The organism is Kitasatospora sp. NPDC008115, from assembly GCF_042957205.1.
Lineage (GTDB): Bacteria > Actinomycetota > Actinomycetes > Streptomycetales > Streptomycetaceae > Kitasatospora.
Window position 1 is genome coordinate 42,830 of record NZ_JBIBHU010000011.1, and the last position, 25,258, is coordinate 68,087.

A 25,258-nucleotide genomic window follows, 5' to 3' on the forward strand; every position below is an offset into this window, starting at 1 on the left:
TTGGATCCTCGGCATCGAAGGGCAGAGCCGGAGTTCAACCTTTCGATTGATGCCGGTCGGCGGCGCGCGCCCTAGGCTGGACGGATGGCGACCGATCGACCCCGTACCACCCCCGTCGCCCGCGTCCTCCAGGTCTGCCTGCACCTGCTCGTGGCGGGCCTGCTGGCGCTCGCCGTCGTCCGCGCCCTGGCCGGCCGGGGCGGCGACCCGGCCGGCGTCACCGCCGCGGCCACCGCGATGGCCGCCGTCTACACGGCCGGACCGCTGATCGGCGCGGTCGGCCGCTCCCGGCGGGCCGCCGGGCTCTGGCTGGCACTGCTCGCCGTCACCTGGGCGGGCGTGCTGGTGGCCACCCAGGACGGTGTCTGGCTGGCCTTCCCGCTGTACTTCCTGGAGTTGCACCTGCTCGGCCGGCGCGCCGGGCTGGTGGCGGTGGGGCTCACCGCGGTCGCCTCGATCGCCGCGTACGCCGCGCACCAGCACGTGTTCAGCCTCGCCGCGGCGATCGGGCCGCTGCTGGGCGCCGCCGTCGCCACCGCGACCGTCCTCGGCTACCAGGCGCTCTACCGGGAGAGCGAGGAGCGGAGCCGCCTGATCGACGAGCTCACCGCCGCCCGCGCGGACCTCGCCGCCGCCCACCACGCGGCCGGCGTCCTCGCCGAGCGCGAGCGGCTGGCCCGGGAGATCCACGACACCCTCGCGCAGGGCCTCACCAGCATCCAGCTGCTGCTGCGGGCCGCCCAGCGGGCGCTGCCCGAGCGCACCGACTCCGCCGCCGAGTACGTCGAACAGGCCCGGCAGTCCGCGCAGGACAACCTCGACGAGGCCCGCCGCTTCGTGCGCGCGCTCACCCCGCCGGCGCTGGAGAGCGACACGCTGCCGGTCGCGCTGGAGCGGCTGTGCGCGACGACGTCGGCGCGCAGCGGCCTGGCGGTGCGGCTGCACGTCTCCGGCGAGCGGGTCCGGCTGCCGGTGCCGCACGAGGTGGCGCTGCTGCGGATCGCGCAGTCGGCGCTCGGGAACACGGTGCGGCACGCGCGGGCGACGCACGCGGTGGTGACGCTCGGGTTCAGGGCGGGGGAGGTGGCGCTGGACGTGGTGGACGACGGGGCCGGGTTCGATCCGGCGGGCGTCGGCGGTCCGGAGGCGTCGGCGGACGGGGACGGCGGGTTCGGGCTGCCGTCGATGCGGGCCCGGGCCCGGGCGCTCGGCGGGACCTTCGCGGTGGAGTCCGCGCCCGGGGAGGGCACGGCGCTCGCCGTGCTGCTGCCGGTGCCCGACGCTCCGGGTGATTCGAGTGAGGAGTCCGCGTGACGACCGACGGTGTGATCCGCCTGCTGCTCGCCGACGACCATCCGGTCGTCCGGGCCGGGCTGCGGGCCGTGCTGGAGAGCGAGCCGGACTTCGCGATCGTCGCGGAGGCGGCGACGGCCGAGCGGGCCGTCGAGCTGGCGGCGGAGACGGACGTCGACGTGGTGCTGATGGACCTGCAGTTCGGGCCCGGCTCGGCGATGAACGGTGCGCAGGCCACCGCCGCGATCACCGCGCGGGGCGCGGGGGCGCCGCGGGTGCTGGTGGTGACCACGTACGACACCGACGCGGACACCCTGCCGGCGCTGGAGGCCGGGGCCACCGGGTACCTGCTGAAGGACGCGCCGCCGGAGGAACTCGCGCGGGCCGTGCGGTCGGCGGCGGCGGGGCGCACGGCGCTGGCGCCGACGGTGGCGGACCGGCTGCTGGAGCGGATGCGGACGCCTGCGGCGGCGCTGAGCGTGCGGGAGACGGAGGTGCTGGGACTGGTCGCGGACGGGCTCACCAACCAGGCGATCAGCCGGCGGCTGCAGCTGAGCCTGGCGACGGTGAAGTCGCATCTGGTGCACATCTACACGAAGTTGGGTGTGGAGTCGCGGACGGCGGCGGTGCGGGAGGCGCGGGCGCGGGGGTTGATTCGGCGCGGGGTGTGAGGGGTGCCGTGCGGGCGGTTTGAGGGGGACGGGGAGGGTGGGGTCGGGTGTGGAGTCGCGGACGGCGGCGGGGAGCGGCCCGGCCCGGGCGTAGGGTGGGGCGGGTAGCCCGAGTACCCCGGTGTGCCGTGTGAGTGGAGGACGATCCCCCGATGGCCGTGCGACTCGACGAACTCCCTGTGCCCGTGATCGCCGCGCCGATGGCCGGCGGGCCGTCGACGCCGGAGCTGGTGGCGGCCGTGAGCGGTGCGGGCGGGCTCGGGTTCCTCGCCGCCGGGTACCGCAGTGCCGGAGAGACGTTCGAACAGGTCCGCGAAGTACGGAAGTTGACGGACCGCCCGTTCGGCCTGAACCTCTTCGTGCCCGCCGAACCGGGCGACCCCGCGGTCGTCGCCGCCTACCGGGAGCGGCTGCGCCCGGAGGCCGGGAGGCACGGGGTGACCCTGCCGGAGGCGATCACGCCGGACCGCGACGACTGGGACGCCAAGATCGCCGGGCTGCTCGCCGAACCGGCCCCGGTCCCGGTGGTCTCCTACACCTTCGGGCTGCCCTCCGCCGAGGAGGCCCGGGCGCTGCGCGCGGCGGGCGTCCTCCAGGTCGGCACGGTGACCACGCCGGAGGAGGCGCTCCGCGCCGAGGCGGTCGGGATGGACGCGCTGTGCGTGCAGGGGCCGGAGGCGGGCGGGCACCGCGGCACCCACCGGACGGCGGACGTCCCCGGCGAGCTGCCGCTGCTCCACCTGCTGCCCGCCGTCCGGGCGGTGACCGGGCTGCCGCTGATCGCGGCCGGCGGGCTGTCGGACGGCCCGGCGGTGGCGGCCGCGCTGCGGGCCGGGGCGGTGGCGGTGCAGGTGGGGACGGCGCTGCTGCGCGCGGACGAGGCCGGGACGGCGGCGGCGCACCGGGCGGCGCTGACGGAGTTCGACGGGACGACGGTGACCAGGGCGTTCACCGGCCGTCCGGCGCGGGCGCTGCGCAACGACTTCACCGACCGGTTCGGGCCGTACGCGCCCGCCGCCTACCCGGACGTGCACCACCTGACCCGGCCGCTGCGCGCGGCGGCAACCGGGCGCGGCGACGCGCAGGCGATGCACCTGTGGGCGGGGACGGGCCACCGGGCGGCGCGCAGCGGTCCGGCGGCGGAGCTGGTGGCGGAGTTGTGGAAGGACGCCCGGGCCGCCGGGCTGTGAGGCCCGGCGGCCCGGGCGGCGGCGGCGCTCAGCCGAGCAACTCGGCCATCCAGGCCTCGATGGCCGGCACCGTGCGCGGCAGCGCCCCGGACATCAGCCGCGCGCCGTCGGCGGTGATGACGAGGTCGTCCTCGATCCGGATGCCGAGGCCGCGCAGTTCGGCGGGCAGCGTCTCGTCGTCGGGCTGGAGGTAGAGGCCGGGCTCGACGGTGAGCACGTGGCCCTCCTCCAGGACGCCGTCCAGGTACGTCTCGGCGCGGGCCTTGGCGCAGTCGTGGACGTCCAGGCCGAGCATGTGGCCGGTGCCGCAGAGGGTGTAGCGGCGGTAGACGCCGCTGTCGTCGGCGAGCGCCTCCTCGGCGGAGACCGGCAGGACGCCCCAGTCGGCGAGGCCCTCGGCGATGACCCGGGCGGCAGCGGCGTGGAAGTCGCGGAAGCGGGCGCCGGGGCGCAGCGCGTCGATGCCGGCCTGCTGGGCGGCGAGGACGAGTTCGTAGGCCTGCCGCTGGACGGGGGTGAAGGTGCCGCCGAGCGGCAGGGTGCGGGTGATGTCGGCGGTGTAGAGGGTGTCGGTCTCCACGCCGGCGTCGAACAGCAGCAGCGCGTTCGGGTCGAGGGCGCCGTCGTTGCGGATCCAGTGCAGGACGCAGGCGTGGGCGCCGGAGGCGGCGATGGTCTCGTAGCCGGTGCCGTTGCCCTCGGCGCGGGCGCGCAGGTTGAACACGCCCTCGATCCAGCGCTCGCCGCGGTGGTGGCGCAGGGCGGCGGGCAGGGCGCGCACGACGTCCTCGAAGCCGAGCACGGTGTGGTCGACGGAGAGCTGGAGCTGCTCGACCTCCCAGGCGTCCTTGACCAGCCGCAGTTCGGACAGCACGGCGGCGAACAGGCCGTCGTCGGCGGCGAGCGCGTCGGCGCCGGGGCGGCCGGTGGCGGCGTCCAGCGCGGGGTCGACGCCGGTGAGGACGCGGGTGGCGGGCTGCGGGCCGGTGAGCAGCTTCTCCAGCTCGTCGAGGTGCTGGACGCGCACGCCGGTGAGCCGGGCGGCCTCGTCGAGGTCGGGGCGGCGGCCGACCCAGAATTCGCCGTAGCGGCGGTCGCGGAAGAACTCGGCGCCGCGCACCGGGTCGCCGCCGCGCGGGGAGCGGGGGCGCAGGTAGAGGACGGGCTCGTGGCCGTCGGGGCCGGTGGGCTCCAGGACGAGGACGTGGCCGACCTGGTCCTCGCCGGTGAGGCCGGTGAGCCAGGCGTAGGCGCTGTGCGGGCGGAAGCGGTAGTCGCAGTCGTTGCTGCGGACCTTGAGCTGTCCGGCCGGGACGATCAGGCGCTCGCCGGGGAAGGCGGCGGAGAGCCGGGCGCGGCGGGCGGGGGTCACGGCGTACCCGGGGACCCGGTCGTCGGCCGGCAGCGGCGTGGCCGCCCAGGAGGTGCCCATGAAGGCGTTGAGGGCGGGGGAGACGGGGAGGTCGTGGCTTCCGGTGTTGAGGCCGGTCTGACGGAGGGTCACCGGTTGACTCCTAAGCGGGTGGTGCGGATTCGGGGGAGGGGGGTGGCGGCACGGACACAGCTCGGTAACGGGTGGCGTCACCTCTTGTGCAGTGCAATTTCACATTACTATGTTACGGGTCACACCACGGAGCGGCTAGACCCCTGAGGTCGCCCTCCGAGGCTGGTCCCGGATCCACCCCCGGGGCGGACGACGGGCCTTCACGGCGGGCCCCCCACTGCGGAGTCAGATATGAACAGGCGTATTCAGACCGCCCTCGCGGCCTCCATTGCGGCGACACTCACCCTCGGCCTCGGGGCCTGCGCCAAGGACAAGGGCGACGACACCTCCGGTGAGAACACCGCGGCCTCCACCAAGGCCCCGGGCGCCGCGGCCGGCTCCGTCGTCGGCGGTACGCCGGTCAAGGGCGGCACCCTGCACGTCCTCACCAACCAGGACTTCGCCCACCTCGACCCGGCCCGCAACTGGGTGCTCCCGACCATGGACTTCGGTACCCGGCTGCTCTACCGCACCCTGGTCACCTTCAAGGCCGAGCCGGGCCCGGCCGGCAGCGAGATCGTCCCGGACCTCGCCACCGATGTCGGCCGCCCCTCGGACGGCGGCAAGACCTGGGCCTTCACCCTGAAGGACGGCGTCAAGTACGAGGACGGCACCCCGATCAAGTCGGCCGACATCAAGTACAACGTCGAGCGCTCGTTCGCCGCCGACCTCACCGGTGGTCCCGACTACGCCCAGCAGTACCTGGCCGGTGGCGAGAACTACAAGGGCCCGCTGAACGGCGAGCACCTGCCGAGCATCGAGACGCCGGACGACAAGAACATCATCTTCCACCTCAAGCGCCCGGTCGCCGAGTTCTCCTTCACCACGACGCTGCCCACCTTCTCGCCGGTTCCGCAGTCCCAGGAGAAGGGCACCCAGTACGACCAGCGGCCGTTCTCCTCCGGCCCGTACAAGATCGACACCTACGACCGCGGCAAGAGCCTGGTGCTGGTGCGCAACAGCAACTGGGACGCCTCCACCGACACGGTCCGCAAGGCCTACCCGGACAAGATCGTGGTCACCCAGGGCATCAAGGGCGGCCAGGCCGACGACCGGATCATCGCCAGCGACGGCGCCGACGCCAACGCGATCGAGATGCCGTGGATGCGCCCCGAGTCGGTGCCGAAGGTGCTGCCCAAGGAGGACGTCAAGTCCCGCATGATCGCCGAGGTGACCGGCTGCACCGACAGCCTCTACCTCAACACCGCCAAGGCGCCGTTCGACGACCCGAAGGTCCGCGAGGCGATGATGTGGGCGATCGACCGCGAGGCCCAGGTCACCGCGTTCGGCGGCCCGGCGATGGCCGACGTCGCCACCACCTTCCTGCCGCCGTCGCTGGCCGGCGGCGTCAAGGGCGACCCGCTGAAGGTCCCCCCGGCGGGTGACCCGGAGAAGGCGAAGGCGCTGCTGAAGGAGGCCGGCAAGACCGACCTCAAGCTCCAGCTCACCGTCTCGCTCGGTGACAAGGTCCGCGCCGAGGCCATCCAGCAGTCCCTCTCGAAGTCCGGCGTCCAGGTCACCATCAACACCGTGGACCCGTCCGCCTTCGCCGACACCATCGGCGACATCAAGAACGCCCCCGAGCTGCTGATCCAGGGCTGGTGCCCGGACTACCCGTCCGGCTCGACCTTCGCCCCCTTCCTGTTCGACGGCCGGACGATCAAGGAGAAGGGCAACCAGGGCAACTACAGCCAGTTCAAGGACCAGGCCACGATGGACGAGATGGACCGCATCGCGGCCCTGACGGACGTCGCGGAGGCCAACAAGGCCTGGCAGAAGCTGGACGAGGAGATCATGAAGAAGGCTCCGGCCGTCCCGCTGATGTGGGAGCGCCGCCCGCTCCTGGTCGGCACCAACGTGGCCGGCGCGTTCGGCAACTCCGGCTACGCCGGGATGCTCGACCTGGGCGCGATCGGCCTCAAGGACCCCTCGAAGAACCAGGGCTGAGGGACCGTCAGGACATGAGTACTACCACTGAGCCCGCCGCCGCGCCCGTCGCGGCGGCGGGCCCCGCGAAGCCCTCCGGGCGCGGGCCCTGGCGGCTGGTCTGGGACCAGCTGTGGGCCAAGGGGTCGGCCCGGTTCGGGCTGATCACCGTCGTCCTCCTGATTCTGATGGCGATCCTGGCCGGCCCGCTGAGCGCGCTCGGCGGCTGGTCCCCCGAGGAGTTCGACAAGCGCGCCGTGGACGCCTACCTGGGCGGTCTGCCCAAGGGCGACTTCGGCGGCATGGGCGCCCGGCACTGGTTCGGCGTCGAGCCGGTCACCGGCCGCGACCTGTTCGCCCGCGTCCTGCACGGCGGCCAGGTGTCGCTGCTGATCGCCTTCACCGCCACCGCCCTCGTCGTGATCGCCGGCACCCTGGCCGGCATCGCGGCCGGCTACTTCGGCGGCCGGGTCGACAACGTGCTGTCCCGGCTGATGGACCTCACGATGTCCTTCCCGTCGCTGATCTTCATGATCGCGATGATGTCGGTGGCCAAGGACGTCAACCGGATCCTGCTGATGACCACGGTGATCGGCCTGTTCGGCTGGCCCGGCATCGCCCGCGTGGTCCGCGGCCAGACCCTCTCGCTCAAGCACCGCGAGTACGTCGAGGCGGCCAAGGTCGGGGGCGCCCGCTCCTGGCGCATCCTCACCAGGGAGATCCTGCCGAACGTCTCCGGCCCGATCATCGCCTACACCACGCTGCTGATCCCCGGCATGATCGCCACCGAGGCCGCGCTCTCCTACCTCGGCGTCGGGGTCCGCCCGCCGACGGCCTCCTGGGGCCAGATGATCGCCGAGTCCATCGTCCACTACGAGACAGACCCGACGTACTTCCTGATCCCGACGGTCTTCCTCTTCGTCGCCGTCCTCGCCTTCACCCTGCTCGGTGACGCGCTGCGCGACATCCTCGACCCGAAGGGAGGCCGGTCGTGATCCTGTACCTCGGCCGCCGGCTGATCGGCGTGGCCGGCATCATGCTGGCCATCTGCGCCATCACCTTCACCATCTTCTACCTGCTGCCCAACGACCCGGCCGCGGCCGCCTGCGGCAAGACCTGCAGCCCCGAGCGGCTCGCCGAGGTCCAGGCCGCGATGGGCCTCGACAAGCCGGTCTGGGAACAGTTCGGCGCCTACCTGGTCGGCATCGTGGCCGGCCGCGACTACGGCACCGGCCCCAGCGCCGCCCACTGCGGCTTCCCCTGCCTCGGCTACTCCTACGAGTACTCCCTGCCGGTCTGGGACCTGCTGGTGGACCGCCTGCCGGTCTCGGTCTCGCTCGCCATCGGCGCCTCCGTGCTCTGGCTGGTGCTCGGCCTCGGCGCCGGCGTCACCTCGGCGCTGCGCAAGAACACCGCCGTCGACAAGATCCTCACCGTCCTGTCGGTCGGCACCGCCTCGCTGCCGGTCTACTTCACCTCGATCATGCTGATCTGGGGGGTCGTCCGGACGGCGGGACTCCTGCCCTACCCGGCGTACCACAAGTTCACCGACAACCCGCTCTCGTGGGCGTCCAACCTGCTGCTGCCGTGGATCGCGCTGGCCCTGCTGTACGCGGCCCAGTACGCCCGGCAGAGCCGCAACTCGATGATCGAGGCGATGTCGGAGCCGTACATCCGCACCGCCCGCGCCAAGGGCATGCCCGCGCGCACCGTCACCGTCAAGCACGGGCTGCGCTCCGGTATGACGCCGATCCTCACCATCTTCGGCATGGACCTCGGCGGCCTGCTGGCCGGCGCCGTCATCACCGAGTCGATCTTCGGACTGCCCGGCATCGGACGCCTCTTCTACGACGGCCTGCTCCGCTCGGACCAGCCCGTCATCCTCGGAGTCACCCTGCTCGCGGCCTTCTTCATCGTGGTCGCGAACCTGCTGGTCGACGTGCTCTACGCATTCGTCGACCCGAGAGTGAGGTACTGATGACCGCCCTTCTGGAGGTCGACGACCTCAAGGTCTCCTTCACCACCCCGCGCGGCGTCGTCCGGGCCGTCGACGGCATCAACTTCACCGTCGAGGCCGGGAAGACCCTCGGCCTGGTCGGCGAGTCCGGCAGCGGCAAGTCCGTCACCTCGCTCGCCGTCATGGGCCTGCACCGCGGCGCCGCCGTCACCGGCTCGATCCGGCTGCACGGCCAGGAGCTCAACGGGCTCGGCGAGCGGGAACTCGGCACCGTCCGGGGCCGGCGGATCGCCATGATCTTCCAGGACCCGCTCTCCAGCCTGCACCCCTTCTACACCGTCGGGGAGCAGATCGCCGAGCACTACCGGGTGCACTTCAAGGCCTCCCGCAAGGCCGCGCGCCAGCGCGCCGTCGAGATGCTCGCCGAGGTGGGCATCCCCGAACCCGCCCGCCGGGTCGACGAGTACCCGCACCAGTTCTCCGGCGGCATGCGCCAGCGCGTGATGATCGCCATGGCGCTCGCCTGCGAGCCCGAACTGCTGATCGCCGACGAGCCGACCACCGCGCTCGACGTCACCGTCCAGGCCCAGATCCTCGATCTGATCGCCCGGATCCAGCAGGAGCGCGGCCTCGGCGTCGTGATGATCACCCACGACCTCGGCGTGGTCGCCCGGGTCGCCCACGAGGTGCTGGTCATGTACGGCGGACGCGCCGCCGAACAGGCCGCCGTGGAGCGGCTGTTCGCCGCCCCCGCGCACCCCTACACCCGCGGGCTGCTCGACTCGCTGCCCCGCCTGGACGACACCGACGACGCCCCGCTGCGGGCCATCCCCGGCAGCCCGCCGTCGCTGATCGCCCCCGCCCCCGGCTGCTCCTTCGCCCCGCGCTGCGCCCGCACCACCGCCGCCACCGCCGAGGAACACGCCCGCTGCCTGGCCGAGCGCCCGTCGTTCGGCCCGCTCTCGCCCGGCCACCAGGCCGCCTGCCACCTGCCGCTGGTGCCGGAAGGAGCCCTGGGATGACCGCGACCACCGAGCCCGCCCAGCCCCTGCTGTCCGTCCGGGACCTGGTGAAGGCCTTCCCCGGCCGCCGCTCGCGCACCGGCAAGGCCGGCGCCCCGATCCGCGCCGTCGACGGGGTGAGCTTCGACGTCGGCGCCGGCGAGACCCTCGGCCTGGTCGGCGAGTCCGGCTGCGGAAAGTCCACTACCGGGCGCATGGTCGTCCGGCTGATCGACCCGACCTCCGGCACCGTCAACTTCGACGGCACCGAGATCGGCGGCCTGAGCCAGGCGCAGCTGCGCCCGCACCGCAAGCACCTGCAGATGGTCTTCCAGGACCCGTACTCCTCGCTGAACCCCCGCCAGACGGTGGCCCGGATCATCTCCGAGCCGCTGCTGGTCCAGGGCACCGGCGCGGCCGAGGCGCGCAAGCGGGCCGCCGAGCTGATGGAGCTGGTCGGCCTCATCCCCGAGCACCTGGACCGCTACCCGCACGAGTTCTCCGGCGGCCAGGCCCAGCGCATCGGCATCGCCCGCTCGCTGGCCACCTCGCCCCGGCTGGTGGTCGCCGACGAGCCGGTCTCCGCGCTGGACGTCTCCATCCAGGCCCAGGTGGTCAATCTGATGGAGCGGCTCCAGGACGAGCTGGGGCTGGCGTACATCTTCATCGCGCACGACCTCTCGGTGGTCAAGCGGGTCTGCGACCGGGTCGCGGTGATGTACCTCGGCCGGATCGTCGAGATCGGCGACAAGCACCAGGTGTACGGCAACCCGGCGCACCCGTACACCAAGGCGCTGCTCTCCGCGGTGCCGCTGCCGGACCCGGCCGCGGAGCGGGAGCGCGAGCGGATCGTGCTGCTCGGCGACCCGCCGAGCCCGGCCGACCCGCCGTCCGGGTGCAGCTTCCACCCGCGCTGCCCGAAGGCGCAGGAGGTCTGCCGCACCGAGCGGCCGCTGCTGCAGATCGCCGGGCCCGGTGGGCGCGAGGCGGCCTGCCACTTCCCGGAGAACTGACCCGGGGAACCGGGGAACGGGGACCTGGAGAACCCGGGAAGCCGCCCCGGAACACGGTCTCGCGGCCGCGGGCGTCCGCCGTTGGGCGCGCCCCCGGCCGCGGCTCGACCGCCGTACCGTCCAGTCACCCCCACGGCGGGCGGTACGGCACCACCCGCGCGCGGAGCACCGGCTCCGCGCGCACCACGAACGCCCGGTCGGGCGCGGCGGGGAGCCTGTTGAGGGCCGCGTCCGACCGGGTCACCCGGGCCGCTCCTGTGGCCGGGTGCGGCGGGCTCGCCGGGCCGACCTGGGTCGTCGGTCCCGGCGGGCCCGTCGGGCTTTCCGGCCCCGGCCGCACGCCGGCCGGGGCCGGGCTCAGCCGGGGCCGGGATCCTCGGACGGCAGCCGGCGCGGGCCGGGGCCCCCGGCGGCGAGCGCGTCCTTCGGGTTGAGCACCCGGCAGCGGCGCAGCGAGAGGCAGCCGCAGCCGATGCAGCCGGTCAGTTCGCCCTCCAGCCGCTCGATCTCCCGGCGCCGGGCCGCCAGCAGCGCCGCCCAGCGGCGCGAGATCCGCTCCCAGTCGCGCTTGTCCGGCATCCGGTCGGCGGGCAGGCCGGTGAACACCTCGGCCACCTCGGCCAGTCAGCCCCTGGTCCTCGTAGAACCGCACCGCGGAGATCGCCGCGGTGATCGCGGCGATGCTGGTCAGCCGGCTGCTGGCCCGGCTGGGGCCCTCGCGCGCCTATCTGACCGGTTTCCTGGTGTTCGCCGGCGGCGCCGCGCTGACCGCGGTCAGCCCGTCGATGGAGACGCTGATCGCCGGGCGGATCGTCCAGGGCCTGGGCGGCGGCCTGATGGCCGGCCTCGGCTACGCGGTGATCCGCACCGCGCTGCCGGAGCGGCTGTGGACCAGGGCGGCCGGGCTGGTGTCGGCGATGTGGGGCGTGGGCACGCTGGTCGGGCCCTCGCTGGGCGGGCTCTTCGCCGAACTGGGCCTGTGGCGCGGGGCGTACGTGCTGCTGCTGGCGGCGGCCGTGGTGCTTGCGGTACTGGCCCGGCGCTCGCTGCCGGGGCCGTCCGGGCGGGGGCGGTCGGGCGAGCCGCTGCCGCTGGCCTCGCTGCTGCTGCTGACCCTGGCGGCGGCGACGTTCAGCATCAGCTCGGCGGTGCCGCGCGGCTGGGCGACGGTGTTGTGCATCGTGCTGGGCCTGGCGCTGCTGGCCGGGTTCGTGGCAGCGGAGCGCGGCGGCGCGGCGAGCGTCCTGCCGAAGCTCACCTACCGGCGCGGCAACCACCTGAAGTGGATCTACCTGACCGTCGCGGTGTACTGCACCGGTGTGATGACCGAGACCTTCATCCCGCTGTTCGGCCAGGAGCTGGGCGGGCTGAGCCCGCTGGCGGCCGGATTCCTGGGTGCGACGGTCTCGGTGGGCTGGACGTCCGCGCAGCTGTTCAGCGTCAACATGAGCTCGGAGCGGGCCCGCGCACTGGCGATCCGGCTGGGCCCGGCGGTGCTCACGGCGGGCCTGCTGGCGTACGGCCTGCTGCAGAGCGGCTCGGCGTCCGGCGGTCGGGTGCTGCTGTGGGCGGTGGTGCTGATCGCGGGCGGCACCGGCATCGGGGTCGCCTTCCCGCACCTGAGCGTCACGGCGATGCGCAGCACCGACGACGAGGCGGAGGGCGCCAAGGCGGCGGCCGGGCTGAACACCACCCAGCTGATCGCCTTCTCGGTGAGCTCGGCGGTGGCCGGGACGCTGGTGAGCATGGGCGGGGACTCGACGCTGGACGGCGCCAGGTACATGGTCCTCGGGCTCGGCGCGCTGACCGTGTTCGGCACCGTCACCGCGGCGATGAGCCTGCGGCGCCGGGCCCGCGCCTGAGCGGGCAAGCGGCCGCCCCGGCCCTCCGTGGGGGAGGGCCGGGGCGGCCTGTCCGTGGTACCTGTCTTCCACGGGGACCCGGTGCTCAGGACACCGGGGGTTCGGGTGCCGGGGTCAGGACGCGGGGCCCACCCGGACGGTGGTGATCCGCCCGCCCTGGGCCTCGCGGACGACCTCGATCCTGGTGTTGGTGTCCGGGACCTTGACGCCGAGCATCGGGGTCGCCGGGTCGCTGTACACGCCGGTGCGGTCGTTGAACGCGGGGACGGCCGGCTTGGAGCCGATCCGGACCGGCACGCCCGCCTTGTGCAGGGTGAACGCGGTGGTCGGCTTGAGCGAGAAGGTCGCGTCGTAGGTCTGCGCCCGGCCGTTGACCAGGGTGCCGTCGGCGAAGCGGATCGGCGTCGGGTGGGCGTCGATCGGCAGGATCATGCCGCCGCCGGGGTGGTCCTTGGTGTTGTTGTCGCCGTAGCCGGTGTCCCAGAGCCAGATGAGCACGCCCTCCTGGTACGGGTAGTTGTCGACGATGTCCTTCTTGCCCTCCACTCCGGTGTAGCCGAAGTTGTACGGGCCCGTCTTCAGGAACTCGCCGTAGCCGGTGTAGCGGCGGTTCTCCACCAGGTAGGCGCGCGGGTGCTGCTTGACCGCGGTGCGGCCGGTGACGACGGTGAAGCCGGAGACGGTCCAGTCGCCCGCGCCGTTCTCGGCGCCGTCGGCGAACAGCTCGGTGGCGCCGGCGGTGATCTTCACCGCGTCGACCAGCACGCCCTTGCCGTGGGTGTTGCCGTCCGAGGTGACGTGGAAGCGCAGCCGGACGTTCTTCCCGGTGTAGCCGTCCAGCGGGATGTGCAGCTGCCGGTAGGCGCCCGAGGTGCCGCTCAGGCCGGGGACGTTGGCGCTGGTGCTGCCGATCGGGGCGCCGTCCACGGTGCCGGGCAGCGCGGTCCAGGTCTTGCCGCCGTCGGCGGAGGCCTCGACGGTCAGGAAGTCGTAGTCCTGCTCGATGTCGTACCAGACCGCCGCGTCGAGGGCGGCCGGGCCGGTGACGGAGGTGAGGTCCACCTCACGGGCCAGCGAGTTGTCCAGGTTGTCGCCGGTCTCGCTCCACCACTGCTTGCCGCCCTCGCGCGGGTCGGCGAGGTCGGTGCTGGTGGTGCCGTCGGGCAGGTGGACCAGGACGGCCTGCGCCTGGTCGGTGTTGTAGCCGCTGACGCCGAGCGCGTGGCTGGAGCGGGTGGCGGCCTGCGCCTCGTCGTAGTCGAGCCAGCCGAACTGCAGCTTGCTCCAGGCGTCGAGGTCGGCGGGGTAGGCGCCGGTGGTGTTCTTGCCCTTGCCCAGGTACGAGCCGGAGGACATCAGCGACCAGAAGTTGACGCTGTTGTCGCCGCCGTTGGTGCTGTACAGGTCGGGCAGGCCGAGGTTGTGGCCGAACTCGTGGGCGAACAGGCCCACGCCGCTGTTCTCGCCCGCCTGGACGTAGTCGTAGACGTACAGGCCGCTGTCGCCGACCGGGGCGCCGCCGATCCGGTTGCCCGCCGGGCCGGTCTGGCCGGTCGGGTCCGGGAAGGTCCAGCTGCGGTGCGCCCACAGCGCGTCGGCGCCCTGCGTGCCGCCGCCCCAGGTCTCGTCGACGCCCGCGTGCACCACGATGACGTTGTCGAGGTAGCCGTCCGGCTGGGCGAACTCGCCGTCCTTGTCGTGGTCGTAGCGGTCGTAGATGTCGTACTGGGCCAGCTCGGCCTTGACGTCGGTGACCGAGCGGCCCTTGGCGAGCTCGCCGTCGTACCAGGCCTTCACCGCGTCGCGGATGAACTCCGAGCCCTGGGTCCAGGCACCGGAGCCCTGCGGGCCCTTGTTGGAGCCGTAGCGGGCCTCGTTCCAGGGCAGGGTGACCCAGTTGCTGACGGTGCCCTCGATGTCGTAGCGGCCGGAGGACTGGGTGCGGAAGTAGTTGCGCATCGAGACCGCGCCGGGCGAGTCGTCGAAGAACATCTTCTGGTAGTACTGCTGGCTGAAGTCCCGGTTCCAGAGCGTGTGGTTGTCGCTCCGGCCGGGCTTGGGGATGGCGTTGTGCAGCGGGCCCGGGGTGCCGCCGTAGCGCGGCTGGCCGTTGTGCAGCGTGGTGGTGTCCACCTGGTCGCCGAACTGGGCGAGGATGACGAAGACCTTGTCCTTGCGCTGCTGGGCGAGCTGGACGTAGTCGTTGCCGATCCGCACCTTGGCGGGCGCCCGGCGGCCGGCGCTCTTCGCCGCGATGCCCTTGTTGACCTGCTCCAGCGCCTTGGTGCGCAGCGACTGGCGCTCGCGCTCCTGCGGGGCGAGCGGGGCGGGCGGGGCTTCGAGCCCGCCGGCCTCGGCGCCGGAGCCGCTCCCGGCGGTGAGGGCGGGTGCGGGGGAGGGGGTGGCGGCCTGGGCGGGGGACCCGAGGAGGGTGGCCGCTATCGCGCTCGTGGTGAGCGCGGCCGCGAACGCCGCGGACAGTCTGCGCAACTGACCGGTCCTTTCCGGACGGGGGTGGTCGGGTGAGCGCAGGTAATATTTCACATGTCACGGGTTACATGGAAGACCTTGGGCATCGGCGTCGGCCCGCGACGCGGAACGCCGCCCGGCCCGGGTGGGGGCCGTGCGGCGCTCGGAGGGTGAGGGGCGGTCAGCCGGTCGTGTAGTCCAGGATGACGCTGACCAGCGCGAGTGCGCCGAACACCAGCCCCAGGGTGGTCCGTCCGGCGGCGTGCAGGGCCAGCGCGCCGGTCGCGAAGACCACCAGTTTGAGGGCGATCTCGGGGGCGAGCGGCAGCGGGAAGGCCGGCCCGCCCGCGGCCAGGAACAGGCCCCAGACGGTCGCGGCGAGCACCGGGGCGCCCACCCCGAGCAGGATCCGCACCGGGGTGCCGAAGCCGGTCCGGAAGCCCCAGTAGCAGAGCGCCGCCAGCAGGCCCAGCTCCAGGGCGAAGGCGAGCCCGCCGTTGGCCACGGCCAGCGGGGTCCACTGCCGCTGGGCGACCGGGCCCGGTCTGCCGATCCTCATCCGTCCGTCCTCCCCGTGGTGTTCCGGCGTCCGGGTCGGGCGCCGATCATGATCGGGAGTCTGGCAGGCGGGCCGGGGCCGGCACAATGCCCGGTTGGCCCCGGCCCGCGGCCCGCCGGCCCCCGCCCGTGGCTCAGCCCAAGGAGGCCCGCAGGAAGGCGAGTTCGGCCTGTGCCAGCTGCTCGTTGACGCCGCCCGGGGTCATGTGGGTGATCCCCGGCAGGGCCAGCAGGCTGTGCGGGCGGCCGGCCCGGGTGAGCGCCTGGGAGAGCAGCAGGGTGTGCGAGGGGTGCACGTTGTCGTCGGCCAGGCCGTGGATCAGCAGCAGCGGCCGTGTCAGTGACGGCGCGTCGTCCACCAGGCAGTCGGCCGCGTAGCCGTCCGGGTTCTCCTGCGGCAGGCCGAGGTAGCGCTCGGTGTACGCGGTGTCGTAGAGCCGGAAGTCGGTGGGCGGGGCGCCCGCGCAGGCCGCGTGGAAGACGTCCGGGCGGCGCAGCACGGCCATCGCCGCGAAGTAGCCGCCGTAGGACCAGCCGCGTACGCCGACCCGGCCGAGGTCGAGGTCGGGGTGCGCGGCGCCGAGCGCCAGCAGCGCGTCCACCTGGTCGTCCAGCGCCACCTGCGAGAAGCGCCGGAAGATGGTGCGGGTGAAGGCGGGGGAGACGAACGGGGTGCCGCCGTTGTCGACGGTGACCACCGCGAAGCCCTGGTCGGCCCACCACTGCTTGAGCTGCCAGCGGCGCGGCTCGTTGGCCACCGCCTGATAGCCGGGGCCGCCGTAGACGTCGAGGAGCACGGGCAGCCGGTGGCCGGGGACGTGCCCGCGCGGGTAGACCACGGCGCTCGGCAGGGCGCGCTCGGTGACCCGGGCCAGCCGCGGCTCGACCCGGTACGGCAGGGCGGCCGAGCGGTCCGTCAGGGCGGTGACGCCCTGCGGGGTGAGGGCCTCGCGGCGCACGCCGTCCGGGCCGGCCGAGGTGAGCAGCAGGGTGTCGCCGGCCGCCAGGGCGCCGTGCACGCCGGGGCCCTCGGAGAGCCGCTCGGGGGCGCCGCCGTCCGGGTCGACGAGGTGGACGTGCTGGTCGAACGGGTCGCCCTCGCCGGTCTCGCAGAGCAGCTTCCCGCGCAGCCGGCCGACCACCCGGCGGATCTGCAGGCCGGTGGTGTCCAGCGGCTTGCCGTCCAGTGCGAGGCCGCGGGCCTCGGGGGTGTCGAGGACGGTGAGCAGCCGGCCGTCGTCCAGCCGGGCGGGGGTGCCGGGCAGGTCGTCGACCCAGAACGCGTCGGTGGTGCGGGAGAGTTCGGTGGTGGCGCCGGTGGCCGGGTCGGCGCTCAGCAGCAGGATGTTCTGCTGGAGCCGGTCGGCGACGGTGAGCAGCAGTTCCTCGTCACCGGCCCACTCGGCGGCGCACAGGTAGGGGAAGGCGGCGGTGTCCCAGGCGAGTTCGACCCGGGTGCCGTCCAGGCCGAGCACCCAGAGCCGGACGTCGGCGTTGGGGCCGCCGGCCTGCGGGTAGGCGAACCGCTCGGGGGCCCGCTCGGGGTGGGCCGGGTCGGCGAAGTGGCGCGGCGGGACGGCGGACTCGTCCACCCGGGTGGCGAGCACGGCGCCGCCGTCCGGGCGCCACCAGTGGCCGCGGTGGCGGCCCAGTTCCTCGGCGGCGGCGAACTCGGCGACGCCCCAGCGGGCGCCGTCGTCGGGGCTGAGCCGCTGGCGGCCGGGGACGTCGGCGGAGGCGAGGTAGAGCGCGTCGTCGCCGACGTAGGCGACGAGTTCGCCGGTCGGGTTGGGGCGGGGGTCGAAGGCCGGGCCGGCGGTGGGGATCTCGGTGGTGCGGCCGGTGGCGGTCTCGGTGCGGAAGAGCCGGCCGTCCAGGGCGAAGACGGCGACGGCGAGGTCGGGGGTGGCGGCGTAGGTGCCGATGCCGGCGGCGGTGAGCCGGCTCCGCTCGCGCAGCCGGCGCTCGACGGCGGGCAGGGCGTCGCTCGCACCGGTGCGGCCGGGGGCGAGGGCGGTGGGGTCGGCGACCTCGCGCTCCTCGCCGGTGGCGAGGTCGAGGAGGTGGAGGCGGTCGAAGGCGTCCTCGGGGCCGCTGGAGCGGAGCAGCAGCAGGCGGGTACCGTCCTGGTTGAGCGAGATCGCTCGCGGGGCGCCGAAGCCGAAGCGGCCGGTCCGGGCGCTGAGGGAGAGGTAGGAGTCGGTGATGGTCACCGCCCGATGGTCGCCTCGGGGGAGGCTTGCCGACCAGTGGAGCGACATGTGAAATGTCACACATCACGTGATCCAGGTAACAGGGATCCAGGTATCAGGAGGAGCGCATGACCGAGGCCCCGCGGACCGTCACACCCCCCGAGCCGCTGCCCGGCACCGAGACGCTGTTCTCGCTGGATCCGGCGGTGGTCCACCTCAACCACGGCTCCTTCGGGGCCGTCCCCGTCTCCGTCCAGCGGCTCCAGCGCCGGCTGCACGAGGAGCAGGAGGCCGACCCCGACGGCTTCTTCGCCGATCTGCCCGCCCGCGTCGCCACCGCCCGGGCCCGGATCGCCGCCGCCCTCGGCACCGAGCCGGAACTGCTCGCCCTGGTGCCCAACGTCACCGACGCGATCGCCGTCACCCTCGCCAACGTGCCGCTCTTCGCCGGGGACCACGTCCTGGTCACCGACCACGGTTACGGCACCGTCAACGAGGCCGTCCGGCGGCGCGCCGAGGACGCCGGCGCCGAACTGCGCACGGTGGCGCTGCCGCTGGACCTGCCCGACGGGGACGCGGTGCGCGAGGCGGTGCTGGCCCAGGTCACCGACCGCACCGTGCTCGCCGTCCTGGACGGCATCACCTCGCCGACCGCCCGCCGGATCGCCACCCCGGGGCTGCTGCGCGAGCTGCGCGGGCGCGGCGTGACCACCGTGGTGGACGCCGCGCACGAGCCCGGCATGCTGGCCGGGCCCGTCCCGGCGGAGGCCGACTTCTGGTTCGGCAACCTGCACAAGTGGGCCTTCGCCCCGCGCGCCACCGGCGTCCTGGTGGTCCGCCCGGAGTGGGCCGGCAAGATCCGCCCGCTGATCCTCTCCTGGGAGGACCACCAGGGCTACCCGGCCTCCGTCGAGTGGCGCGGCACCCTGGACTACACGCCCTACCTGGCCGCCCCGGCGGGTCTCGACCTGCTGGAGGTGTTCGGTCCGGGAACGGTGCGCGCGCACAACGAGCGGCTCGTCGCGTACGGCGCCGGGCTGGTCGCCGAGCGCGTCGGGCTGGCGCCGCTGCCGTCCTCGGCGGGCCTGTCGATGCGGGCGCTGCGGCTGCCGCCCGGGGTCGCCGAGACGCTGCCGCAGGCGCAGGAGCTGATGGCCGCGATGTGGCGGCGGCACGCGGTGCGGACGGTGGCGCGCCCGTGGCCGGGCGGCGGGGTGCTGCGGGTGTGCGCGCAGCTGTACAACCGGGCGCCGGAGTACGAGGTGCTGGCGGCCGGGCTGGCGGGGCTGCTCGGGTAGCGGCGGGCGCCGTCCGTGCCGCGGGCCGCTCAGTCCGCGGCGGCGCGCAGTTCGGCGAGCAGGACGTGCTGGTCGGCGATGAGGCCGGTGAGGATCCGCCGCGCCGCCCGCAGCAGCTCGGCGACGTCCCCGCCGGCCAGCGCGTACACCACCGTGCCGCCCTCCCGGGTGGCGGTGACGAGGCCGGAGCGGCGCAGCACCGCGAGCTGCTGGGAGAGGCGGGAGGGTTGGACCTCCAGCTCCGCCAGCAGCTCGCGCACCGGCGTCGGTCCGGCCTGCAACAGCTCCAGGACCCGGATCCGGACGGGATGGCCGAGCATCCGGAAGAACTCGGCCTTGGCCTGGTACAGCACGACCGCCACGGCGTTCCCTCCCTGTTCCCCTCCCCGGGGCTCCCCGGCCGTCAGACCTCCAGCGCGGTCTCGATCCGCTTCAGCTGGTGGCGGGCCATCGCGAGGTTGGCCCGCCCGCGGTTGAGCGCGAGGAAGAGGAACAGCCCGCGGCCGCTCTGCGTGGTCAGCGGCCGCAGCAGGTGGTACTGGGTGGTCAGGCTGACCAGGATGTCCTCGATCTCGTTGTCGAGCAGGTTGAGGTGCTCCATCGCCCGCATCTTGGCCCGTACCACGTCGGTGTTCCCGGCGGCGGCGACGTTGAGGTCCAGCTCGCCGCCGTCACCGAGGGTGCCGAGTGCCATGCCGCTGCCGTAGTCGACCAGGGCGACGCCGATCGCGCCCTCGATCGCCATGGCCTCCTTGAGCGAGGTCTCCAGGTTCGCCATCGTGCGCTCCTCCCGTGGGCCCGGCGGGTGTCACCGGGGCGTGGCACCGAATGTAGGCAGGCCGCACGGCGTGTCACCGGGGATGACCGGACTCGTTCGAATCCGGTCACCCGATGACCGCTTGAAGACATTTGCAACTATGGATGTGAGAGAGAAGCGATCCATTGCCCGGGAAAAACGGTGCTATTGATGTCAGCCCCGCCGGGTAACCTCTCGCTGAGATGCGAGATCACACCACCGACCCCCGCGACCCCCGGACGGCGATGAACACCCCTGAGCGCGAGCACTCCGACGCCCGGGAGCCCTCCCGGGAGCCCTCCGACGAGCGGGAGCTCAGCCCCGCCGAGGCGTTCGCCGCCTCCCGCCTGCGGGCCAGGGAACAGGCCACCGCCCTGTACGGCTTCCAGCAGCTGTACGACTTCGAGCTGGACGACTTCCAGCTGGAGGCCTGCCGCACCCTGGAGGCCGGCGAAGGCGTCCTGGTCGCCGCGCCCACCGGCTCCGGCAAGACCATCGTCGGCGAGTTCGCCGTCCACCTCGCCCTCCAGGCCGGGCGCAAGTGCTTCTACACCACGCCGATCAAGGCGCTGTCGAACCAGAAGTACGGGGACCTGGTCAAGCGCTACGGCGCCGCCAAGGTCGGCCTGCTCACCGGCGACAACACCGTCAACGGCGACGCCCCGGTCGTGGTGATGACCACCGAGGTGCTCCGCAACATGCTCTACGCGGGCTCCAGCACCCTCGACGGCCTCGGCTACGTGGTCATGGACGAGGTCCACTACCTCGCCGACCGCTTCCGCGGTGCCGTCTGGGAGGAGGTCATCATCCACCTCCCCGAGTCCGTCACCCTGGTCTCGCTCTCCGCGACCGTCTCCAACGCGGAGGAGTTCGGCGACTGGCTGGACACCGTCCGCGGCGGCACCCGGGTCATCGTCTCCGAGCACCGGCCCGTCCCGCTCTGGCAGCACGTGATGGCCGGCAACCGGATGTACGACCTGTTCGCCAGCCCCGACCGCGACGGCCGCCCCAAGGGCAGCCTGCGCAACCCCGGCAAGGCCGTCAACCCCGAGCTGGTCCGCCTCGCCCGCAGCGAGCTCGACCGCAACCCGCGCGACCGGTTCGGCCGCGGCCGGGGCCGCTCCATGCCGAACGGCCGCCCCGGCAAGGTCTGGACGCCGGGCCGGGTCGACGTCATCGACCGGCTGGACGCCGAGGGCCTGCTGCCCGCCATCACCTTCATCTTCAGCCGGGCCGGCTGCGAGGCCGCCGTCCAGCAGTGCCTCTCCTCGGGCCTGCGGCTCAACAAGGACGCCGACCGCGCCCGGGTCCGCGCCATCGTCGAGGAGCGCTGCGCCGACATCCCCGACGAGGACCTGCACGTCCTCGGCTACTTCGAGTGGCTGGACGGGCTGGAGCGCGGCATCGCCGCCCACCACGCGGGCATGCTGCCGCGGTTCAAGGAGGTGGTCGAGGAACTGTTCGTGAAGGGCCTGGTCAAGGCCGTCTTCGCGACCGAGACCCTCGCCCTGGGCATCAACATGCCGGCGCGCTCCGTCGTCATGGAGAAGCTCGTCAAGTGGAACGGCGAGACCCACGCCGACATCACCCCCGGCGAGTACACCCAGCTCACCGGCCGGGCCGGGCGGCGCGGCATCGACATCGAGGGCCACGCCGTGGTGCTCTGGCAGCGCGGCCTCGACCCGGAGGCGCTGGCCGGACTCGCCGGCACCCGCACCTACCCGCTCAAGTCCTCCTTCCGGCCGTCCTACAACATGGCCGTCAACCTGGTCTCCCAGTTCGGGCGGCACCGCTCGCGCGAACTGCTGGAGACCTCCTTCGCGCAGTTCCAGGCCGACCGCTCGGTGGTCGGCATCTCCCGCCAGGTGCAGCGCAACGAGGAGGGCCTGGAGGGCTACCGCGAGTCCATGACCTGCCACCTCGGCGACTTCGCGGAGTACATGTCGCTGCGCCGGCAGCTCAAGGACCGGGAGAACGACCTCGCCCGCGAGGGCAGCAGCCAGCGCCGCGCCGCCGCCGCCGAGTCCATCGAGCACCTCAAGCCCGGCGACGTCATCCACGTCCCGACCGGCAAGTTCGCGGGCCTCGCCCTCGTCCTCGACCCCGGCCTGCCGCCCGTCAACCGCTCGCCGCGCGGCGGCCCGCGCCACCCCGACTACCAGGACGGGCCGCGCCCGGTGGTGCTCACCGCCGAGCGGCAGGTCAAGCGGCTCGCGATGATCGACTTCCCGCACCCCGTCGCCGCGATCGAGCGGGTGCGCATCCCCAAGTCCTTCAACCCGCGCAGCCCGCAGTCCCGGCGCGACCTCGCCTCCGCCCTGCGCACCAAGGCCGGCCACCTGGAGCCCGAGCGGTTCCGGCGCGGCCGGGCCGCCGCCGCGGACGACCCCGAGATCGGCCGGCTGCGCACCGCCCTGCGCCAGCACCCCTGCCACGGCTGCGACCAGCGCGAGGACCACGCCCGCTGGTCCGAGCGCTACCACCGGCTGCACCGCGACACCGAGCTGCTGGAACGCAGGATGCGCTCCCGCACGCACACCATCGCCCGCACCTTCGACCGGGTCTGCGCCCTGCTCACCGACCTCGGCTACCTCAGCGGCGACACCGTCACCGACGACGGCAAGCGGCTCGGCCGGCTCTACGGCGAACTCGACCTGCTCGCCTCCGAGTGCATCCGCGAGGGCGTCTGGAGCGGCCTCGCCGCCGCCGAACTCGCCGCCTGCGCCTCCGCGCTCGTCTACGAGGCCCGCCAGTCCGACGACGCCACCGCCCCCCGGGTCCCCGAGGGCGCGGCCAAGGACGCCCTCGGCCAGATGGTCCGCATCTGGGGCCACCTCGACGCCCTGGAGGAGCAGCACCGCATCAACACCGCCGAGGGCGTCGGCCAGCGCGAACCCGACCTCGGCTTCGCCTGGGCCGCCTACCGCTGGGCCCTCGGCCACTCCCTGGACTCCGTCCTGCGCGACGCCGACATGCCGGCCGGCGACTTCGTCCGCTGGACCAAGCAACTGATCGACGTCCTCGGCCAGATCCAGGACGCCGCCGGCAACGACACCGACCTCCGCAAAACCGCCCGCAAGGCCATCGACGGCCTCCGCCGCGGCATCATCGCCTACTCCTCCGTCAGCTAGCCCACCCCCGGCCGGGCTCCGCCCGGCCCCCACCCCCTGCGGCTTCGGCTGCGCCTCGCGCTTCTCCTCCTCGGAAGGCCCGGTCGTGGAGCGGGAAGCCGGACCGATCGACTTCCCGCTTCACGACCAGCCACCTCACCCGCCTCGGGCCGCCCCTCGCTCGGTGCGAGCGAGGGGCGGCGGTCCCGCTACCGGGAGTGGGAAGCCGATGAGGCCGACCTCCCCCTGCCGAAGGGTCGGGCGCTCGGTGAGACCGAGGGACTTTGTATCGCAAAGTAGATTGCGGTCAAGAGTTCGCGGCGCCGCAAAGCGAAGGGCCCGCCGCGCGATGCGGCGGGCCCCGGGGGAGCGGGAAGCGCGGATCAGCGGGTCAGCGGGTCAGCGCCTCCAGGACGCGGTCCAGGGAGGTGCCGAGGCCCCAGCGGGTGGCGAGGGCCTCCAGGGTCATCGGGTCGAGGGGTTCGCTCGGCAGCGCGGGGTCGAAGTCGGGCACCGGGACGTCGGTGGCGACGCCGACCACGGTGGGCGCGACGTCCAGGTAGGCGGAGGCCTCCAGGAGGTTGCGCCGCCGGGCCGGGGTGAGGCCCGAGCCGATGTCCTGGGCGGCGGCGCGGATGCCGGCCAGGTCGCCGTACTCGTGGATCAGCTGGGCCGCCGTCTTCTCGCCGATGCCCTTGACCCCGGGCAGGCCGTCGCTCGGGTCGCCGCGCAGGGCGGCCAGGTCGGCGTACCGGGCGCCGCGCACGCCGTACTTCTCCTGGAGCAGCGCGTCGTCGGTGACCTGGAGGTTGCCCATCCCCTTGACCGGGTACAGCACCGTGATCGCGCGGGCGTCGTCGACCAGCTGGAACAGGTCGCGGTCGCCGGTGACGATCTGCACCGGTCCGCCGGCGCGGGCGGTGAGCGTGCCGATCACGTCGTCCGCCTCGTAGCCGGGGGAGCCGATCCGGGCGATGCCGAGCGCGTCCAGCACCTGCTCGATCACCGGGACCTGCGGGGCGAGGGTGTCCGGCACCTCCTCCTCGCCGTCCGTGGCGGCCTCGGCGACCCGGTGGGTCTTGTAGGAGGGGATGAGGTCCACCCGCCACTGGGGCCGCCAGTCGGCGTCCATGCAGGCGACCAGCTGGTCGGGCCGGTGGTCGTGGACCAGCCGGGCGATGAAGTCCAGCAGGCCCCGGACGGCGTTGACCGGCTCACCCTGCGGCGAGCGCAGGGTGTCCGGTACGCCGTAGTAGGCCCGGAAGTAGAGGCTGGCGGAGTCGAGCAGCATCAGGCGGGGTGCGGTCACGCCTCCGATCATGCCGTACCGGGCCGACACGGACGGCCCGCTAGTGCTCGTGCGGCCCGGCGCGGTGGACGGGGCCGTGGGCGTCGGCGCAGTGCTCGGGGGTGAGGTCGCCGGGCGTGGTGATCTGCAGCAGCGCGCCGGCCTCGTCCTCGCCGACGTGGTCGACCTGGAGGGTGCTGTGGGTGATGCCGTACTCGTCGGAGAGCCGGCGTTGCAGGTCCCGGCGCACCGAGTGGCAGTCGCCGCCCGGGGTGACCAGGATGTGCGCGGAGAGCGCGGGCTGGCCGGAGGTGATCTCCCAGATGTGCAGGTCGTGGATCTCCTCCACCAGCGGCTGGGTGACCAGCCGGTCGGCCACCGCGTCCGGGTCGACGCCCGCGGGCGCGGCCTCCAGGAAGATCCGCCCGGAGTCGCGGACCAGGCCGATGCCGGCCTTCAGCATCAGCGCGACCACGATGAGGGAGGCGATCGAGTCGGCCCGGGCGAAGCCGGTGGTCACCATGACCACACCGGCCACGGCGGTGGCGATGAACGCGTACAGGTCGGTGAGGACGTGCTGGAAGGCGCCCTCGACGTTGAGCGAGCTGCGGTTGGCCTTGGACATGCACCAGGTGGCGGCCAGGTTCACCACGATCCCGACCAGCGCGGTGACCAGCACCAGCGAACCGGTCACCTCCGGCGGTTCGAACAGCCGGCTGATCGCCTCGTAGCCGAGCCAGGCGGACAGCACCAGCAGGGTCACGCCGTTGGCCTGGGCGGAGAGGATCTCGGCGCGCTTGAGGCCGTAGGTGTAGCCGCCGCGCGCCGGGCGGGCGGCCAGCCGCATGGCGATGAGCGCGAGGACGATCGAGGCGGCGTCGGTGAGCATGTGCGCGGCGTCCGAGATCAGCGCCAGCGACTTGGCGGCGAAGCCGACCACCACCTCGCCGGCCATGAACACCACGATCAGCGCGAGCGCGCTCACCAGCCAGCGGCGGTCGGCGTCGGGGGAGACGCCGTGCGAGTGACCGCCGTGGCCACCATGACCGGCGTGGCCGCCATGGGCATGCATCAGGTCTTTCTGGTCATGC

20 protein-coding genes are annotated in these 25,258 nt (G+C 73.6%); 11 read left to right on the top strand and 9 right to left on the bottom strand.

Annotated elements, in window-relative coordinates; all coding sequences use genetic code 11:
• Positions 1–84: 84 nt before the first annotated feature.
• The 3 genes from ACFZBX_RS15880 (at position 85) to ACFZBX_RS15890 (ending at position 3,154) form a co-directional block, all read left to right on the top strand.
• Positions 85–1,314 (top strand): sensor histidine kinase, encoded by a 1,230-nt coding sequence (locus tag ACFZBX_RS15880; RefSeq protein ID WP_391534339.1) that lies wholly within the window; start codon positions 85–87, stop codon positions 1,312–1,314.
• Positions 1,311–1,964, top strand: coding sequence for a response regulator (locus ACFZBX_RS15885; protein WP_380757100.1), 654 nt, complete (start codon positions 1,311–1,313; stop codon positions 1,962–1,964). Before ACFZBX_RS15880 ends, ACFZBX_RS15885 begins: the two co-directional genes overlap by 4 nt.
• A 152-nt stretch (positions 1,965–2,116) precedes the next feature.
• On the top strand, positions 2,117–3,154 hold the full coding sequence (locus ACFZBX_RS15890) for a nitronate monooxygenase (protein WP_391534340.1): 1,038 nt from the start codon (positions 2,117–2,119) through the stop codon (positions 3,152–3,154).
• Between the two features lie 28 nt (positions 3,155–3,182).
• Here ACFZBX_RS15890 and ACFZBX_RS15895 read toward each other — a convergent pair whose 3' ends face one another.
• Positions 3,183–4,586 carry an aminopeptidase P family protein gene (locus ACFZBX_RS15895; RefSeq protein WP_391534487.1) on the bottom strand — a complete coding sequence of 468 codons (1,404 nt, stop codon included), beginning with the start codon at positions 4,584–4,586 and terminating at the stop codon, positions 3,183–3,185.
• A gap of 303 nt (positions 4,587–4,889) precedes the next feature.
• Between ACFZBX_RS15895 and ACFZBX_RS15900 the strand changes: the two genes are divergently transcribed.
• From ACFZBX_RS15900 to ACFZBX_RS15920, 5 genes are read left to right on the top strand one after another with little or no spacing between them, the layout of a single operon-like run.
• A complete protein-coding gene (locus ACFZBX_RS15900; RefSeq protein ID WP_391534341.1) occupies positions 4,890–6,644 on the top strand; it encodes an ABC transporter substrate-binding protein in 1,755 nt (584 codons plus the stop codon).
• A gap of 14 nt (positions 6,645–6,658) precedes the next feature.
• The gene (locus ACFZBX_RS15905; protein WP_391534342.1) at positions 6,659–7,618 is read left to right on the top strand and encodes an ABC transporter permease; all 960 of its coding nucleotides are present in this window, start codon (positions 6,659–6,661) and stop codon (positions 7,616–7,618) included.
• Entirely contained in the window at positions 7,615–8,601 is a 987-nt protein-coding gene (locus ACFZBX_RS15910; protein ID WP_391534343.1) for an ABC transporter permease, read from the top strand. The genes ACFZBX_RS15905 and ACFZBX_RS15910 overlap by 4 nt, the downstream gene beginning before the upstream one ends.
• Positions 8,601–9,602: an ABC transporter ATP-binding protein gene (locus ACFZBX_RS15915; RefSeq protein ID WP_391534344.1), complete on the top strand. Its 1,002-nt coding sequence runs from the start codon at positions 8,601–8,603 to the stop codon at positions 9,600–9,602. Before ACFZBX_RS15910 ends, ACFZBX_RS15915 begins: the two co-directional genes overlap by 1 nt.
• Positions 9,599–10,594 (top strand): ABC transporter ATP-binding protein, encoded by a 996-nt coding sequence (locus tag ACFZBX_RS15920; protein ID WP_391534345.1) that lies wholly within the window; start codon positions 9,599–9,601, stop codon positions 10,592–10,594. The genes ACFZBX_RS15915 and ACFZBX_RS15920 overlap by 4 nt, the downstream gene beginning before the upstream one ends.
• A 357-nt stretch (positions 10,595–10,951) precedes the next feature.
• Here ACFZBX_RS15920 and ACFZBX_RS15925 read toward each other — a convergent pair whose 3' ends face one another.
• Positions 10,952–11,209: a MerR family DNA-binding protein gene (locus ACFZBX_RS15925; protein WP_391534346.1), complete on the bottom strand. Its 258-nt coding sequence runs from the start codon at positions 11,207–11,209 to the stop codon at positions 10,952–10,954.
• Positions 11,210–11,262: 53 nt separating this feature from the next.
• Here ACFZBX_RS15925 and ACFZBX_RS15930 point away from each other — a divergent pair, with 53 nt between their 5' ends.
• Positions 11,263–12,456 (top strand): MFS transporter, encoded by a 1,194-nt coding sequence (locus tag ACFZBX_RS15930; protein ID WP_391534347.1) that lies wholly within the window; start codon positions 11,263–11,265, stop codon positions 12,454–12,456.
• A gap of 114 nt (positions 12,457–12,570) precedes the next feature.
• Here the strand turns inward: ACFZBX_RS15930 and ACFZBX_RS15935 are convergent, their stop codons facing one another.
• From ACFZBX_RS15935 to ACFZBX_RS15945, 3 genes are all read right to left on the bottom strand, one after another.
• Positions 12,571–14,946, bottom strand: coding sequence for an immune inhibitor A domain-containing protein (locus tag ACFZBX_RS15935; RefSeq protein ID WP_391534348.1), 2,376 nt, complete (start codon positions 14,944–14,946; stop codon positions 12,571–12,573).
• A gap of 160 nt (positions 14,947–15,106) precedes the next feature.
• On the bottom strand, positions 15,107–15,484 hold the full coding sequence (locus ACFZBX_RS15940; RefSeq protein WP_391534349.1) for a YrdB family protein: 378 nt from the start codon (positions 15,482–15,484) through the stop codon (positions 15,107–15,109).
• 133 nt (positions 15,485–15,617) lie between these two features.
• On the bottom strand, positions 15,618–17,696 hold the full coding sequence (locus ACFZBX_RS15945) for a prolyl oligopeptidase family serine peptidase (protein WP_391534350.1): 2,079 nt from the start codon (positions 17,694–17,696) through the stop codon (positions 15,618–15,620).
• A gap of 107 nt (positions 17,697–17,803) precedes the next feature.
• Between ACFZBX_RS15945 and ACFZBX_RS15950 the strand changes: the two genes are divergently transcribed.
• On the top strand, positions 17,804–18,973 hold the full coding sequence (locus ACFZBX_RS15950; RefSeq protein ID WP_391534351.1) for an aminotransferase class V-fold PLP-dependent enzyme: 1,170 nt from the start codon (positions 17,804–17,806) through the stop codon (positions 18,971–18,973).
• Positions 18,974–19,002: 29 nt separating this feature from the next.
• Here the strand turns inward: ACFZBX_RS15950 and ACFZBX_RS15955 are convergent, their stop codons facing one another.
• Complete coding sequence (locus tag ACFZBX_RS15955) at positions 19,003–19,335, bottom strand: ArsR/SmtB family transcription factor (protein WP_391534352.1); 333 nt, start codon at positions 19,333–19,335, stop codon at positions 19,003–19,005.
• 41 nt (positions 19,336–19,376) lie between these two features.
• Positions 19,377–19,751, bottom strand: coding sequence for a hypothetical protein (locus ACFZBX_RS15960; protein WP_391534353.1), 375 nt, complete (start codon positions 19,749–19,751; stop codon positions 19,377–19,379).
• Between the two features lie 221 nt (positions 19,752–19,972).
• On the opposite strand from ACFZBX_RS15960, the gene ACFZBX_RS15965 reads away from it, so the two are divergent.
• On the top strand, positions 19,973–22,900 hold the full coding sequence (locus tag ACFZBX_RS15965) for a DEAD/DEAH box helicase (protein ID WP_391534354.1): 2,928 nt from the start codon (positions 19,973–19,975) through the stop codon (positions 22,898–22,900).
• A 370-nt stretch (positions 22,901–23,270) separates the two neighbouring features.
• Here ACFZBX_RS15965 and ACFZBX_RS15970 read toward each other — a convergent pair whose 3' ends face one another.
• Positions 23,271–24,170: a 5'-3' exonuclease H3TH domain-containing protein gene (locus ACFZBX_RS15970; protein ID WP_391534488.1), complete on the bottom strand. Its 900-nt coding sequence runs from the start codon at positions 24,168–24,170 to the stop codon at positions 23,271–23,273.
• A gap of 58 nt (positions 24,171–24,228) precedes the next feature.
• Positions 24,229–25,239 (bottom strand): cation diffusion facilitator family transporter, encoded by a 1,011-nt coding sequence (locus ACFZBX_RS15975; protein WP_391534355.1) that lies wholly within the window; start codon positions 25,237–25,239, stop codon positions 24,229–24,231.
• Between the last annotated feature and the right edge of the window lie 19 nt (positions 25,240–25,258).